Raw genomic sequence first — 13,542 nt, forward strand, 5'->3', positions numbered from 1 at the left:
GGCGCGCACGCCCCGCCCGCACCCGGGGGGTCAGCCGATCGCGGACTCGACGCTGGTGACCATGGAGGTCCAGGTGCTGTCGGGGTCCTGGCCGGTGATCAGCGCGATCTGCGCGGCGTTCCAGAAGTCCCAGACGGCGCCCATCTCGGGGATGTTCGGCATCGGCACGCCGTTCTGCGCCGACGCGAGGAAGCCGGCGATGACCGGGTCGTCGCTGACCTGCTCGGCCACGGCGGTGAGCGCCGGGATGCGCGGGTCGGCGTCGTACAGCGCCTGCTGCGCCTCGTCGGTGGCGACGTAGTTCGCGAGGAAGTCGTTCGCGAGCAGCGCGTTCGACGACTGCGCCGACAGGTAGAAGCCCTGCACGCCCACGAACGGCGCCGCGGTGCCGCCGCCGGCCGACGGGATCGGGCTGACCGCGACCTCGACGCCCGCGTCCTGGTACGTGGGGATGGTCCAGGGGCCCTGGATGATGAACGGCGACTGGCCGGTCGCGAACAGCTCGTTGCCGATGTCGTAGTCGACGGTGTCGGTGAAGTAGCCGGTGCCGGCCGAGCCGTTCTCGTGGATCCACCGGGCGTAGGCCAGGCCGGCGTCGCCGCCCATGCCGACCTCGGAGGTGTACGAGCCGTCCTCGTCCTGCACGAACACCGGGGCGCCGAACGACGTCTGGAAGGCGTACGAGGTGTACATGTCACCCTCGGCGCCGTTCGTGTAGAGGATGAACGGCCGGTCGGCGAAGCCGGCGTCGGTCGCCATCTGGATCATCTCGTCGAACGTCTGCGGGGCGGTGTCCCCGACCAGCGCGGTGTTCTGGATCAGCGCGACGGACTCCTGCGCGTACGGCAGCGCGTACAGCTGGCCGTCGTACGTGAAGGCGTCGAGCGTGACCTGCTCGAAGTCGTCGGCGCGCGAGCCGAGGCTGATCGTGTCGACGACACCGGACTCGACGAACTCGCCGAGCCAGTCGTGCGCGCCGACGGTGATGTCCGGGCCCTCGCCCGTCGGGACCTGGGCGAGGAAGTCGGCCCGGAGGTCCTCGAAGTTCTTCTGCACGACCGTGACGGTCGCGCCGCTGTCCGCCTCGAAGTCCGCGGCTGCGTTCTTGATCGCCTCGGCGCGCTCGGCGTCCGACCAGATCACGAGCTCGCCACCCGAGCCCGCCGCGGCGGTGCCGCCGTCGGCCGTCGTGGCGGGGGCGGGGTCGCCGCTGCACGCGGCGAGGAGGGCCACGGTCGCCGCTGCGGCGACGCCGGCTGCGAAGTGCCTGCGCATGTGTCGTCCTTTCCAGGAGGGCCGCCGCTCGCGCGTCGATCGCGTCGTCGCGACCCGTGGTGGGTGCGGGGGCGCTCGGTGCGCCGCCGCGGTACGGGCTGCCGCCCGCCCCGGCCGCCGGAGGGGTCCGGCGGGGCGGGCGGCAGCCGCGGTCGTGCGGTCAGCGACCACCCCCCTGCGGGCGTGCAGCGGTGCGCAGCACCGCCACCTCGCCCGCGCCGACCTCGTACGACTCCCCGGCGTCGGTGCCGGAGAGCAGCTCGGTGCCGGGCACCGCGAGGGTGACCGGCTCGTCGCGGTGGTTCACCGCGACCACGTAGTCGTGCGCGTCGCCGCGCCGGACCGTGACCTCGACGCCCTCGGGCAGCCCCGGCGGCGTGATCCCGGCGTCCGCGTACACCGCGGCGAGCACGGGGGCGAGGGCGTCGACGCCCAGCTTCGTGCTCACGTACCAGCCGGCGCCGGCGCCGTGCGCGTGCCGGGTGATCGCGGGCAGGCCGTCGGCCGGGCCGCCGCGGTAGGTCCCGCAGACCTCGGCACCGTCCAGCGCCAGGTGCTCGCTCCAGGCCGCGGTCGGGATCGTCGTGCCGTCCATGTCCACCGCGACCTCGTGCTGCGGCCGGACCGGCAGGAACTCCTCGACGGTCAGGCCCAGTGCGGCGCGCAGCGGCGCGCCGAAGCCGCCCTCGTGCACCGCGTCGTGCTCGTCGACGACGCCCGCGAAGCAGGACACCAGCAGGGTGCCGCCCTGGGCGACGTAGCCGGCGAGGTTCTTCCCGGCCGCCTGGGTCACCAGGTACGACGACGGCGCGACGACCAGGCGGTACCCGGACAGGTCGTCCTCGGGGTGCGCGAAGTCGACGGTCACGCCGTCCCGCCACAGCCGCTCGTAGTAGGCGCGGACCCGCTCGCGGAACCCGAGCTCGTCCGAGGGCCGCCACTCGAGGTCCTGCGCCCAGAGCGACTCCCAGTCGTAGAGCACGGCGACGTCCGCCTGCACCCGCGAGCCGCGGACCTCGTCGAGCCGGCCGAGCTTCGCGCCCAGCTCGACGACCTCGCGGAACACCCGGGACCCGGTGCCGGCGTGCGGCAGCATCGCCGAGTGGAACTTCTCCGCGCCCGAGCGGGAGGCACGCCACTGGAAGAACAGGATGCCGTCGGCGCCGCGTCCCAGGTGCGTGAACGCGTTGCGGTGCATCTCCCCCGGGCGCTTGGCGATGTTGTGGCCCTGCCAGTTCACCGCCGACGTCGAGTGCTCCATGAGGATCCACGGCTTGCCGCGCGCGACGGACCGGGTCAGGTCCGCGGACAGCGCCAGACCGACGTGCGCGTCCTCGTCCGGGGACCACAGGTAGTGGTCGTCGGAGACGACGTCGACCTCGCGGGCCCAGCGCCACAGATCGGTGTTGTACGACTGGTGCGCCATGAAGTTCGTGGTCACCGGCTGGGCGGCGTGGGCGCGGATCGCGTCCCGCTCGGCGCGGAAGCACGCGCGCAGCTGCTCGTCGGTGAACCGCGCGAAGTCGAGCCGCTGCGCCGGGTTCGGGGTGGAGGCGGTCGCGGCCGGCGCGCCGACGTGCTCCCACTCCCCGTACACCTGGCCCCAGAATGCGGTGCCCCACGCGGCGTTCAGCCCGTCGAGGGTGCCGTAGCGCGCGCGCAGCCAGTCGCGGAACGCCGCTACCGACGCCGGGGAGAAGTCCTCGCCGACCGGGGCGCCGTACTCGTTGTGGACGTGCCACATCACGACGGCGGGGTGGTCGGCGTACCGGCGGGCGAGCTCGCCCGCGATCCGCGTCGCCGCCGCGCGGTACGCCGGCGACGACGGCGAGACCATGCCGCGCGAGCCCGGGCCGAGCGCGGTGCCGTCCCGGGTGACGACCCGCGCCTCCGGGTAGGTCGCGTAGAACCACGCCGGGGGCGCGGCGGTGGGGGTGCCGAGGTCGACCGCGATGCCGTTCGCGTGCAGCAGGTCGAGCACGTCGTCGAGCCAGGCGAAGGCGTACTCCCCCTCGCGCGGCTCGAGCAGCGCCCAGGAGAAGATGCCGACGCTCACCAGGGTGACCCCGGCCTCGCGCATCAGCGCGACGTCCTCGTCCCAGACGTGGCGCGGCCACTGCTCCGGGTTGTAGTCGCCGCCGTAGGAGATCCCCCGCGTCGGCCAGCCGAACTCCGTCATCCCGCTCCTGCTCCCTCACCTCGCTGTGCACGGTCACAGTAGGCAGGTGCGTGCTGCGAAGCCCAGCCCGGGCCGGCCTCTGTTACGGAACTGTGACCGTGCACGGGCCACGCATCCTGCCTTGCGACACGTCCCCTGCGCGCGGCGCCCGGGATCGCCCCGGCCCGCCGCGCTAGCGTGCCCGGCATGGAGGTCGCCGTCGTCGTCACCGCCCACGACCAGCGCGAGCAGGTCGCCGAGGCCGTCGCCTCGGTCCGCGCGCAGACCGCGCCGTGCGCCGAGCTCGTGGTGGTCGACGACGGGTCGACGGACGCCGCGTCGCTGGCCGTGCTCGACCGGTTGCGCGCCGACGGGGTCCGGGTGCTCCGCCAGGACAACGCGGGGGTGAGCGCGGCGCGGAACGCCGGGATCGCGGCGACGCGGGCGCCGCTGGTGCTGGTGCTCGACGGCGACGACCGGCTGGCCACGACGTTCCTGGCGCGCGTCGCGCCGCTGCTCGCCGACCCCGACGTGGTCGCGGCGTCGTCCTGGCTGGCGCTGTTCGGTGTGGCGTCCGGGGCGGTGCGGCCGGGCGGCGGGGACCTGGTCGACTTTCTGCACCGGAACGCCTGCCCGGGTTCGGCGGTGCTGCGGCGCGGGGCGTGGGAGCGGGCCGGCGGGTACGACGAGGCGATGCGCACCGGGTTCGAGGACTGGGACCTGTACCTGGGGATGCTCGCGGGCGGCGGGCGGGTCGCGATCGCGCCGGAGCCGCTGCTGGAGTACCGGACCGCGCCCGCGTCCGCGAACGTGCGGAGCATGACCCGGCGGCTCGCGCTGTTCCGGGGGCTCGTCGACAAGCACCGCGCGGCCTACGTGGCGCACCTGGCCGACGTGCTGGTCGCGCTGGAGGCGACCGCGGTGCGCCGGCTCGGCGACTGGGAGGCCCTGGTGGCGGCGGACCCGGCGCTGCCGCTGGTGGAGCCGACGTTCGGCGACGGCGGCATGGCCGCGCACGTGCGCGTGGCGACGGCCCACGGGGCCCGCGCGGCCCGCGCCGCCCGTGAGGCCCCCGCCGAGCGAGTACCCGACGCGTCGAACGAGTAGCCGGCGACTGCTCGCTCGACGCGTCGGTTGCCCTCTCGGCGGACGCGAGGGGCCGAGGCCGCCGGCCGCCTCCCGAGTCAGCGGCGCGTGTGCGCGGCCAGGGTCGCCAGGGTCAGCGCCACCGCGTCCTCGGCGAACGCGCCGCGGTAGTCCGGCCCCCGCTGCGCCGCCCAGGCGCGCCACGCGGCGCCGCCCCAGGTGCCCGCGGCCGAGAACAGCGCCGCCGTCGCCGCCGGCAGGACGACCGAGCGGCCCCGCTGCCGGGCCAGCGCCACGCCGCCGAGCGCCGCCGCCACCGCCCGGCTCTGCGGGCCGGGCGGGTTCAACCGGCTCGGCGTGCTCGGGAGCTTGTCGCCGGTGAGCTCGACGAGGACGCCCAGCCGGGCGCTCAGGCGCTTGAGCCCCCCGTTCGCGGGGTCGGCCAGCGTCGGGGCCGCGAGCGCCAGCGACGCCCGGCTGCCCGCGGCGACGCCGAGCACGGCGCTGCGCAGCAGCAGCCCGGCGGCGGTCCCGCGGCGCCGGGGCAGCGCGAGCGCGACGGTCGGGTCACCGGGCACGGGGCCCGGGCCGGCACGGTGGTGGGTGCGGTGCACGGTGCGGTCGTGTCGTCGTCCCATCCACCGACGGTCCCGTGCCCCGCGCCGGTCGGCAACCGCAGGGGGTCCGGGGTGCCGACGCCCGGACGCACCGCGGGCGGGGAGCCGTCCCTCCCGGCTCCCCGCCCGCGTCAGGGCTGCAGCGCCCCCTGCGCGCCCGGCCGCCCTCCGCGGCCGGGCGCGTCGCCGGTCACCCGGCGAGATCGAGCGAGCCCTCGTCGACGGCGACGACGCTCCAGGTGGTGGAGCCGTCGGCGTCGGAGAGCTCGTAGGCGGGCACCAGCAGGGCCGCGCCGTCGGCGCCGGACACCTGGGTGACACCGAGCCTGGCCCCGGTGATCGTGACCTGCTGCACCGACCACGGGATCGCCGAGCCGGGCGCGGCGGTCGGCGGGACCGTCGGGTCGGCCGACGCCGACGACGACGCGTCGGCCCCCGCGGCGCCGTCGGTGGCCTCCGCCCGCGCCAGCGGCATGACGCCGCCGGAGCCGGAGCCGAACCGCGGGTCGTTCAGCCGCTCCACCGCGGTCGCCGCGCCGACGACCGGGTACTCCCCCAGGTCGACGAGCGGGGCCAGCGACCCGTAGAGCGACTGCACGCCGTCGGCGACCAGCGTCACCGACCAGGTCAGGCCGGTCTGCTGCCCGTCGAGCACCTGGTAGGCGGTGACCGACGACGAGCGCGCGTCGCCCGTGTCGACGACCTCGTACTGGTAGCCGTCCGGGTCGACGCCGAGCGAGCCGAGCAGGTCCCGGACGGCCGAGGTCGCGGCGTCGCCCGCCGGGGCCGGGCCACCCGTCGGCTCGCAGGACGGGCCGACGACCGTCGGGAGCGCCGGGTCGACGAGCGTCGGGTCGAGGGTCCCGGGCTCCGGGGACGACTCGCCGGCGGCGAGGCTCTCGGACGCCGTCCCCGCCGAGCCGTCCGACGTCGCCGCGCCGTCCGGCTGGTCCGGCGCCGACGCGGTGCACGACCACGGGTCACGGGTCGGGTCGTAGTAGCTCACGCCGGCGGTGCCGTCGGGCTGCAGGGACACGGTCGGGCCCGAGCCGTCCTGCGGGCCGACCGTCCACGCGCCGTACTGCTGCACCGGGTCGCCGGCGACGCCCAGGACGCCGGCGACGCGCGCCGCGGTCTCCGCGGAGAACACCGACGCGGCGTCGAACGCCCACGCGTGGCCGGAGCCCGCGTCGTCGGCGAGCCCCGAGGCGGTGAACACCGCCCGGCCGCCGAACCAGGGCGCGATCCGCTTGTCCGCGGAGTCGGCGGCCCCCGACATCGCCGTCGCCGCCTCGGGGCCGGCGCCCTGCAGGGTGATCGGCGCGTCCGCCGTGACCGTGCTCCCGTCGCCGCCGGTCGCACCGACGGCGTAGCCGCCCGCACCCGCGACGACGGCGGCCGCCGCGGCCACCGCGGCGACCTGGAGCCACCGGGAGCGGCGGCGCGGGGCGAGCTCGACGACGGTGTCGCCGTCGGGGGCGGGGGCGGACGTCGGCGCGTCGGCCGCGGTCCGGCGCGCGACCTCGGCCCGCAGCGCCGCCGTGTCCAGGTGGGCGTCCGCGGCGGGGTCGGCGGCGTGCAGCCGGGCCAGGGCCTCGTCCTCCGCCCGGGCCGCGGCGGCGGCCGGGTCCGGGTGCTGGTCGCGGTGCTCGTCCACGGTGGTCTCCTCGGGTCCGTGCGCCCTCCGCCGGTGCGGCGCGGGGCGCGTCCACCCCCTCTGTGTCGCCGGCCCGGCGGGCCTTGCACGGGCGGCGCCCCAGGGCGCGCGGTCGCGCGGGCGGTCAGTCCGCCGCCCACGCCTCCCGGAGTCGCGACCGGGCGCGGGACAGGGCGGCGTCCGCCCCGCCACGAGACACCCCGAGCACGAGCGCGAGGTCGTCGCCCGTCAGGCCCTCCCAGGCGGTGAGGAGCAGCACCTGGCGGTCCCGGGCGCTGAGCCGGGCGAGCGCCTCGCGCACCCGCTCGTCGCGCACGGCCAGGACCGCGGGGTCGTCGGGGTCGGGCTCGTCGGGCACGGTCTCCACCGGCACCGGGCGGCCCTTGCGGCGGTGGTTGGCGAGCACGAAGCCCGCCGTCCGGTAGAGCCACGGCAGCTCGTGGCCGTCGGGCACCTCCGCGCGCCGGCGCCAGGCGACGGTCAGCACGTCCGCCGCGAGGTCCTCGGCGTCGTCCGCCGCACCGCGACGCAGCAGGTACCGGTGCACGGCCGTCGCGTGCCGGGCGAACAGGTCCTCGAACCAGGGCGCGTCGCGCGGCCCGGTCGCGGCGTCGGGGGACGGCGCGGGCGCGTCCGTCCCGGCGACGTCGACCGACCCCTCGGCGGCGTCCGTCCCGGCGGCGGCGTCCGGCCCGGCGGCCGGTTGCTGAGCGCTGTGCACGCGTTCCCCTCGCGTCGGTGGCGAGGCGCGCGCGTCGGCGCGCGCCTGTGCCACCACTGTGTCGCGTCGGGGCCGGTTCTTGCACCCGGCTCTCGGACGCGCCCCGCCTCAGCGGTCGGCAGGCCCCACCGGCGACACGCCCAGCTCGTGCACCAGCAGCAGGAACGCCCGCCCGTACGGGGTCCCCGCGGTCTCCGCCCGCACCCGGTCCCAGTCGATCTGCTCGCGCAGCGCCCGGACCATCGCGATCATCCGCGTGAAGTCGCAGTAGTGCTCCCCGAGCACCCGCATCTTCGCCGAGATGATGTCCGTGGCGTCGAGCACCGGCATCCGGACCGCCAGCACCTCCATCACGTCCGAGCGCGCGAGCATCTCCCGCGTGATCGGCTCGCCGACCATCCGGAACAGGATGTCGACCAGCGCCCCGTGGTGGAACGCCTTGAACAGCCAGTTCTCGGGCGGGTCCTGCACGTCGAGGCCGGCGGCGGCGAGCGCGGCCCGCGCCTGCGGCACGTCCTCCTCCGAGATGGCGAAGTCGGCGTCGTGGTCGGGCTCCGGCGCACCGCGGGCCCAGGCGGCGTACCCGCCGACCAGGGCGAACGGGATCCCCGCCTCCTCCAGCGCGACGGCCGCCATCCGGAGGGCGTCCTGCAGCGCGGTGCGCGGGTCGGGCGGGTCCGCGGCACCGGGGCCCACCTCGGCACCCACGGCGGCTGCGGTCGCGGCGTCGGAGGTCATGCCCCCGGAGTCTGCACGACGACGCGCGCGTCCGCAGGGCGACGGGAAGAATCGCCGACGTGCGACTCGCGACGTTCAACATCCTGCACGGGCGGAGCCTGACCGACGGCAAGGTGGACCTGGACAGGTTCGCCTCGGCCGTCCGAGGGCTCGACGCCGAGGTCCTGGCGCTCCAGGAGGTCGACCGCGACCAGCCACGGTCGCACGGCGCCGACCTGACGGCCGTCGCGGCGGAGGCGATGGGCGCGCAGGCGCACCGGTTCGTCGCCACGCTGCACGGCCACCCCGGCACGTGGACCGCCGCCACCGGAGAGGACCAGCCGGCGATCGCCGCCTACGGCATCGCGCTGCTCAGCCGGCACCCGGTCAGCGCCTGGCGGGTGCTGACCCTGCCGACGCTCCGCCGCCGGGTGCCGATGGTGCACCGCGGGAACCGGCGCCCGTCGCTGGTGCAGGACGAGCAGCGGGCGGCGCTGGCCGCGGTCGTCGAGACCCCGGACGGCCCGATCACCGTCGTCGCGACCCACCTGACGTTCATCACCGCGTGGAACGTCGTCCAGCTGCGGCACCTCGTGCGGGCGTGCCGGGGCCTGCCGAGGCCGCTGGCCGTCACGGGCGACCTCAACCTCGAGGGCGCGATGCCGGCCCGGGTCTCGGGCTGGCGGTCCGTCGGGCGGGTGAACACGTTCCCCGTCGAGGTCCCGGACCGGCAGATCGACCACGTGCTGCTCGACGGTCCGGTCGTGCCGTCGAGCGAGCCGGTCGCCGTCGACACCGGGATGTCGGACCACCGCGCGCTGGTCGTCGACCTGGTGCTCGGCGGGGGTCGCGCGGGCTGACCGGGGCGTACCCGTCCCGGGCGCGCCGCCGCGGGAGGCGCTGGGGGTCCACCGGCCTCGGGGTCAGTCGGCCTCGGGGTCGACCAGGAACCAGACGGTCTTTCCGTCCGAGCCGTGCTCGTCGACGCCCCAGGTGCGGGACAGCGCCTCGACCAGCGCCATGCCGCGGCCGCTGACCGCGGTCGGCGCGGGGTGCTGCACCTGCGGGCGCGCGGGGCTCTCGTCCGTCACCGCGACGCGCACGCCCCGGTGGTCGATCCGCACGGCCACGCGGACGCGCCCGTGCTCGGGCCCGTGCACGACGGCGTTCGCCACCACCTCGCCGGTCAGCAGCTCGATCACCTGGTTCGCCGACCCCGACACACCCGAGGCGGCCACCCGGTGCATGATCCAGTGCCGCGCCGCGCGCGGGGCCGACCGACGGGCGTCCAGGACCAGCTCGTCGTGCTCCGCGCGCGCGTCAGCACGCCGCGCACCCGGCGCCGAACGAAGGTCCCTGACGTCACCCACCCGCCTACTGTGCCCGACGCGGCGCCTGTCCGCTGACCGAACGACACGCCGGGTAGGGGTTCCGCACCGCCGGCGGGGGTGCCCGTCGGGGGTCGTCGGTCGTACTGTCGCAGGGCACGGCGGGCGCCCGACGGGTCTTCCGGGGGGTGGCACCGACGGCCCGAGCCGCAGGGAGGTCCCGTGCCCGCCGACGCCCCGGACCGCGCACCCGCCGGCCTGGTGCTGCGTTCCCCCGCCGGCCGGGGCACGCTGCTCGCGACGGTCCTCGGGTCCGCGCTCGTCTTCCTCGACGGCACCGTCGTCGGGATCGCCCTGCCCGCCATCGCCGACGACCTGGGCGCCACGACCGCCGGGCTGCAGTGGACGGTGAACGGCTACGCGCTCACCCTCGCGGCGCTCCTGCTGCTCGGCGGGTCGCTCGGCGACCGGTTCGGCCGTCGGCGCGTGTTCCTCATCGGCACCGTCGCGTTCGCCGCCGCCTCGGTGCTCTGCGCCGTCGCCCCGACCGTCGGGGGCTGCTGGTCGCGGCGCGTGCGCTGCAGGGCGTCGGCGGCGCGCTGCTCACCCCGGGGTCGCTGGCGATCCTCCAGGCCACGTTCGTCGCCGGCGACCGGGCGAAGGCCATCGGCGCGTGGTCGGGGCTGAGCGGGGCCGCCGGGGCGGTAGCGCCCTTCCTCGGCGGCTGGATCGTCGAGCAGGTCGGCTGGCGCTGGGTGTTCGGCATCAACATCCCGCTCGCGGCGCTGGTGGTCGTCGTCGCCGTGCGGTTCGTCCCCGAGTCCGCGGACCCCGAGGCGTCCGGGCGGCTGGACGTCCTGGGCACCGTGCTCGCGGGGATCGGGCTCGGTGCCCTGACCTGGTCGCTCACGGCGTGGTCCGAGGCGGGGACACCGACCGGGCCGGTGCTGGCCGTGGGCGGGGCCGGGGGTGCTCGCCCTGGCCGGGTTCCTCGTCGCCGAGGCGCGCTCCGACCACCCGGCGCTGCCGCTGCGGCTGTTCCGCTGGCGGCCGTTCGCCGCCGTGAACCTCGCGACCCTGCTGGTCTACGCGGCGCTCACCGGCATCTTCTTCTTCCTCCCGGTCACGCTCCAGGTGGTCACCGGCTGGTCGCCGCTGGCCGCGGGGATCGCCTCGCTGCCGGTCACCCTGCTCATGCTGCTGCTGTCGGCGCAGGGTGGGGCGCTCGGGGCGCGGATCGGACCGCGGATCCCCATGACGGTCGGGCCGCTGCTCGCCGGCGCCGGGGCCGTCCTGCTCGGCGGCATCGGGCGGGACGCGCACTACCTGCTCGACGTGCTCCCCGGCGTCCTGCTGGTCGGCCTGGGCCTCGTGCTCACCGTCGCGCCGCTCACGGCCACCGCGCTCGCCGCGGCGCCCGACCACCTGGCCGGGGTGGCGTCCGCGACCAACAACGCCGTCGCGCGCGTCGCGGGGCTGCTCGCCGTCGCGGTGCTGCCCCTGGTGGCGGGGGTCGGCGCGGGGCTGTCCGACCCGGACGTGCTCGCCGACGCGCACCCCGTGGCGATGCTGGCGTGCGCCGGGCTCATGGCGGCGGGGGCGGTGGTGTCGGCGATCGCGATCCCGGGGTCCGCGGCGGAGGTGGCGCCGCCGGTGTCGACGGGAGCGGGGAAGGCGGCGGGGACGGCGGCGGGGGACGCGGCAGGGGCGGCGGCTGCGGACGGGGCGGGGACGGCGCCGGGGGACGCGGCGCGGACGGAGAAGGCGGGAACCACGGGCTCGGAGGAGCCGCCGAGCGCGCCCGCGGGGCCTGTCGGCGGAGAGGCCCGCGGTTGACCGCTCGGTGCGGCGGTGGCGCGCTCGGGCCCGGGCGTCGTGCGGGCGCCGAGTCGTCCACAGGTGCGGTGGTCGTGCTCCGTCCCCAGGGCGAGGTGCCGCCGCCGGGGTCGTGTCGGTGGGCGTCGGTAGTGTCGTTCCATGGCATCTGACCTGCAGGAACACCCCGACGGCGACCCGGTCGCCGCCGTCGTGTTGCCGGTCTACGGGCCCGACGGGACGTGCCTGACGGACTTCGGCCCGGACCCCGTCGTGGCGGCCGGTGGGGCGCCGCGCACGGGCGAGCAGCGGCAGATCGAGGCGATCCGGTCCTGCGAGCCCGGACCCGAGCTGGATGCGTGGTTGCGGGGGCTGGATGCGCGCGTGCTGCCCTCGGCGATCGTGGTCGAGGTGATCGCCGCGCAGACCCGGATCGAGTCCTACCAGCACGCCCGCACCCTCGGCATGATCGCCGAGCTCGCCTCCCGGGAGGAGATGAGCCCGGAGTGGTCGCCGCTCGCGGGCGCGCCCCCGACGCAGGCGTGCGTGGCCGGCGACGAGCTCGCCATGCGCCTCGGGTGGCCGCGGGTCGCGGCGTCGAAGACCGTGCACCGGGCCCTGGTGCTGGACGGGATGCTCGGCGCGACTCGCGAGGCGTTGGAGGTCGGGCACCTCGACGCCGCCAAGGCCCAGGTCCTGACGGCCGGGTTGGCGGACCTGTCGTTCCAGGTCGCGCACGCCGTCGAGGACGCGGTCCTGCCGGACGCCGATCAGTGCTCCGTCGCCGAACTGCGGCAGCGAGTGGCGCGGGAGATCCGCCCTGGTCGACCCCGAGGGTGCCGCCGCCCGCCGCGAACGCGCCCGCTGCACCCGCAGGGTCTCCCACCCCCGCCCGCAGCCGGACGGGATGGCCTCCATGTGGCTGGTCCTCGACGCGGCGGACGCGCTCCGGGTCGACGGGGTCCTGACCCACGCCGCGAAGACCGCCAAGGCGCTGGGTGACGACCGGACCCTGGACCAGCTGCGCGCGGATGGTCTGCGCGACCTGGTGGTCGGCGATGTCCCGGAGTCGGACGGGCCTGCGTTCGAGGTCCACCTGTCCCCAGGGCTGCCGGTGCAGCCGGAGCCGCGACGGTCGTGGAACGGGGCGACCATGACCGACCGGGACGGCGCGGTCCTCATGCGCCCGGTCGAGCCGATCCCGATCGCCGCGCTCACTCCGCTCGACGGCACCGCCACCGATGCAGCCGCAGGCGTGGTCCGCCTTGCCTCGCCGTCCGGAGCGCCCGACGCACCGACCAGGACCGCGCCCCGGACCGACACGGCAGCCCAGACCGGCACAGACGTCGAGCCCGGCGCCGGCGTGGCGATCGACACCGGCACAGTGATCGACGCCGGGGTGGAGACCGACCCCCCGACCAGGACCAGCCACGTCGCCACCGCGTCGAGCGCACCGTCCGAGGCCACGTCGTCGGGCGCATCGTCCGGAGCCAGCGCGCCCGCCGTCGCGGTCACCGCACCCTCGCTCGTGCCGAGCGCCGCCGCCACCTCACCCGCGCCCGCGCGTCGCGGCTGCACCCGCTGCTCCGGCCGTCCGGGCGCTGAGGTCCGGATCACCATCCCGGCGTCCACCCTGCTCGGCCTTGACGACCAGCCCGCGCACCTCGACGGGCACGGCTCCATCGACGCCGTGCAGGCAAGGGCCCTGGCGATCGGCGGGGTCTGGCAGCGCGTCGTCACCGATCCCCTCACCGACCGGGTCCTGGACGTCGGCCGCGAGCGATATCGACCACCCGCCGCCCTCGCAGAACTCGTCCGCGTCCGAGACAAGACGTGCGCCGCACCCGGCTGCGTGGCCCCGGCGTGCGCCTGCGAGCTGGACCACACCCAGGAATTCCACCCTCAACCCGGTGGCGATCCCGACGCGCCCCTGGGCGGAACCGACGCCGACAACCTGGGACCCCTGTGCCACCGGCACCACCGGCTGAAGACCGACGGCGGCTTCCGGCTGCGGCAGATCGAACCCGGGCTCTACGAGTGGATCACCCCCACCGGGCACCGCTACCTGACCCGGCCGGGCACCGGGCAGTGCCACGACGCCACCGCCGACCCCTACGACGCGCCACCCCCGTTCTGAGCGGTGTGCCCGCGCGTGGCTCGGGCCAGGA

General features: G+C 76.6%; 12 protein-coding genes and 1 pseudogene. 6 read left to right on the plus strand and 7 right to left on the minus strand.

Annotated features, from left to right (window positions below; all coding sequences use genetic code 11):
• Window positions 1-30: 30 nt before the first annotated feature.
• Window positions 31-1,275 (minus strand): maltose ABC transporter substrate-binding protein, encoded by a 1,245-nt coding sequence (locus FKM96_RS05440; protein WP_147794378.1) that lies wholly within the window; start codon window positions 1,273-1,275, stop codon window positions 31-33.
• Between the two features lie 160 nt (window positions 1,276-1,435).
• The gene (locus FKM96_RS05445) at window positions 1,436-3,454 is read right to left on the minus strand and encodes a beta-galactosidase (RefSeq protein ID WP_147794379.1); all 2,019 of its coding nucleotides are present in this window, start codon (window positions 3,452-3,454) and stop codon (window positions 1,436-1,438) included.
• 186 nt (window positions 3,455-3,640) lie between these two features.
• Here FKM96_RS05445 and FKM96_RS05450 point away from each other — a divergent pair, with 186 nt between their 5' ends.
• A complete protein-coding gene (locus tag FKM96_RS05450; protein WP_147794380.1) occupies window positions 3,641-4,540 on the plus strand; it encodes a glycosyltransferase family A protein in 900 nt (299 codons plus the stop codon).
• Window positions 4,541-4,617: 77 nt separating this feature from the next.
• Here FKM96_RS05450 and FKM96_RS05455 read toward each other — a convergent pair whose 3' ends face one another.
• The 4 genes from FKM96_RS05455 to FKM96_RS05470 all read right to left on the minus strand — a co-directional run bounded on the left by FKM96_RS05455 (window position 4,618) and on the right by FKM96_RS05470 (window position 8,252).
• Window positions 4,618-5,157, minus strand: a complete 540-nt coding sequence (locus tag FKM96_RS05455) for a hypothetical protein (protein ID WP_147794381.1) — start codon at window positions 5,155-5,157, stop codon at window positions 4,618-4,620.
• Window positions 5,158-5,326: 169 nt separating this feature from the next.
• Window positions 5,327-6,793, minus strand: coding sequence for a hypothetical protein (locus tag FKM96_RS05460; RefSeq protein ID WP_147794382.1), 1,467 nt, complete (start codon window positions 6,791-6,793; stop codon window positions 5,327-5,329).
• Window positions 6,794-6,917: 124 nt separating this feature from the next.
• Window positions 6,918-7,514 carry a sigma-70 family RNA polymerase sigma factor gene (locus FKM96_RS05465; RefSeq protein ID WP_147794383.1) on the minus strand — a complete coding sequence of 199 codons (597 nt, stop codon included), beginning with the start codon at window positions 7,512-7,514 and terminating at the stop codon, window positions 6,918-6,920.
• Between the two features lie 108 nt (window positions 7,515-7,622).
• Entirely contained in the window at window positions 7,623-8,252 is a 630-nt protein-coding gene (locus FKM96_RS05470; RefSeq protein ID WP_147794384.1) for a nucleotidyltransferase family protein, read from the minus strand.
• 59 nt (window positions 8,253-8,311) lie between these two features.
• Here FKM96_RS05470 and FKM96_RS05475 point away from each other — a divergent pair, with 59 nt between their 5' ends.
• Complete coding sequence (locus FKM96_RS05475; protein WP_147794385.1) at window positions 8,312-9,091, plus strand: endonuclease/exonuclease/phosphatase family protein; 780 nt, start codon at window positions 8,312-8,314, stop codon at window positions 9,089-9,091.
• A 63-nt stretch (window positions 9,092-9,154) separates the two neighbouring features.
• Here the strand turns inward: FKM96_RS05475 and FKM96_RS05480 are convergent, their stop codons facing one another.
• Window positions 9,155-9,601 carry an ATP-binding protein gene (locus FKM96_RS05480; protein WP_246855215.1) on the minus strand — a complete coding sequence of 149 codons (447 nt, stop codon included), beginning with the start codon at window positions 9,599-9,601 and terminating at the stop codon, window positions 9,155-9,157.
• A 180-nt stretch (window positions 9,602-9,781) separates the two neighbouring features.
• On the opposite strand from FKM96_RS05480, the gene FKM96_RS21315 reads away from it, so the two are divergent.
• The 4 genes and pseudogenes from FKM96_RS21315 (at window position 9,782) to FKM96_RS05495 (ending at window position 13,511) form a co-directional block, all read left to right on the plus strand.
• Window positions 9,782-10,246, plus strand: a complete 465-nt coding sequence (locus tag FKM96_RS21315; protein WP_256375952.1) for an MFS transporter — start codon at window positions 9,782-9,784, stop codon at window positions 10,244-10,246.
• Window positions 10,177-10,335 (plus strand): annotated as a pseudogene (locus FKM96_RS21810) (MFS transporter); the annotation flags it as partial. The gene FKM96_RS21315 and the pseudogene FKM96_RS21810, both read left to right, overlap by 70 nt.
• Window positions 10,336-10,528: 193 nt before the next feature.
• Window positions 10,529-11,395 (plus strand): MFS transporter, encoded by an 867-nt coding sequence (locus FKM96_RS21320; RefSeq protein WP_246855216.1) that lies wholly within the window; start codon window positions 10,529-10,531, stop codon window positions 11,393-11,395.
• Between the two features lie 799 nt (window positions 11,396-12,194).
• Window positions 12,195-13,511: an HNH endonuclease signature motif containing protein gene (locus FKM96_RS05495; protein ID WP_246855339.1), complete on the plus strand. Its 1,317-nt coding sequence runs from the start codon at window positions 12,195-12,197 to the stop codon at window positions 13,509-13,511.
• Window positions 13,512-13,542: the final 31 nt, after the last annotated feature.

The organism is Cellulomonas sp. Y8, from assembly GCF_008033115.1.
Classification (GTDB): Bacteria; Actinomycetota; Actinomycetes; order Actinomycetales; family Cellulomonadaceae; genus Cellulomonas.

Bases quoted from the DNA above. Each gene is read 5' to 3' on its own strand.
- FKM96_RS05450 (WP_147794380.1), top strand. From the start codon at position 3,641: ATGGAGGTCGCCGTCGTCGTCACCGCCCACGACCAGCGCGAGCAGGTC.
- FKM96_RS05470 (WP_147794384.1), bottom strand. From the start codon at position 8,252: ATGACCTCCGACGCCGCGACCGCAGCCGCCGTGGGTGCCGAGGTGGGC.
- FKM96_RS05455 (WP_147794381.1), bottom strand. From the start codon at position 5,157: ATGGGACGACGACACGACCGCACCGTGCACCGCACCCACCACCGTGCC.
- FKM96_RS05440 (WP_147794378.1), bottom strand. From the start codon at position 1,275: ATGCGCAGGCACTTCGCAGCCGGCGTCGCCGCAGCGGCGACCGTGGCC.
- FKM96_RS05445 (WP_147794379.1), bottom strand. From the start codon at position 3,454: ATGACGGAGTTCGGCTGGCCGACGCGGGGGATCTCCTACGGCGGCGAC.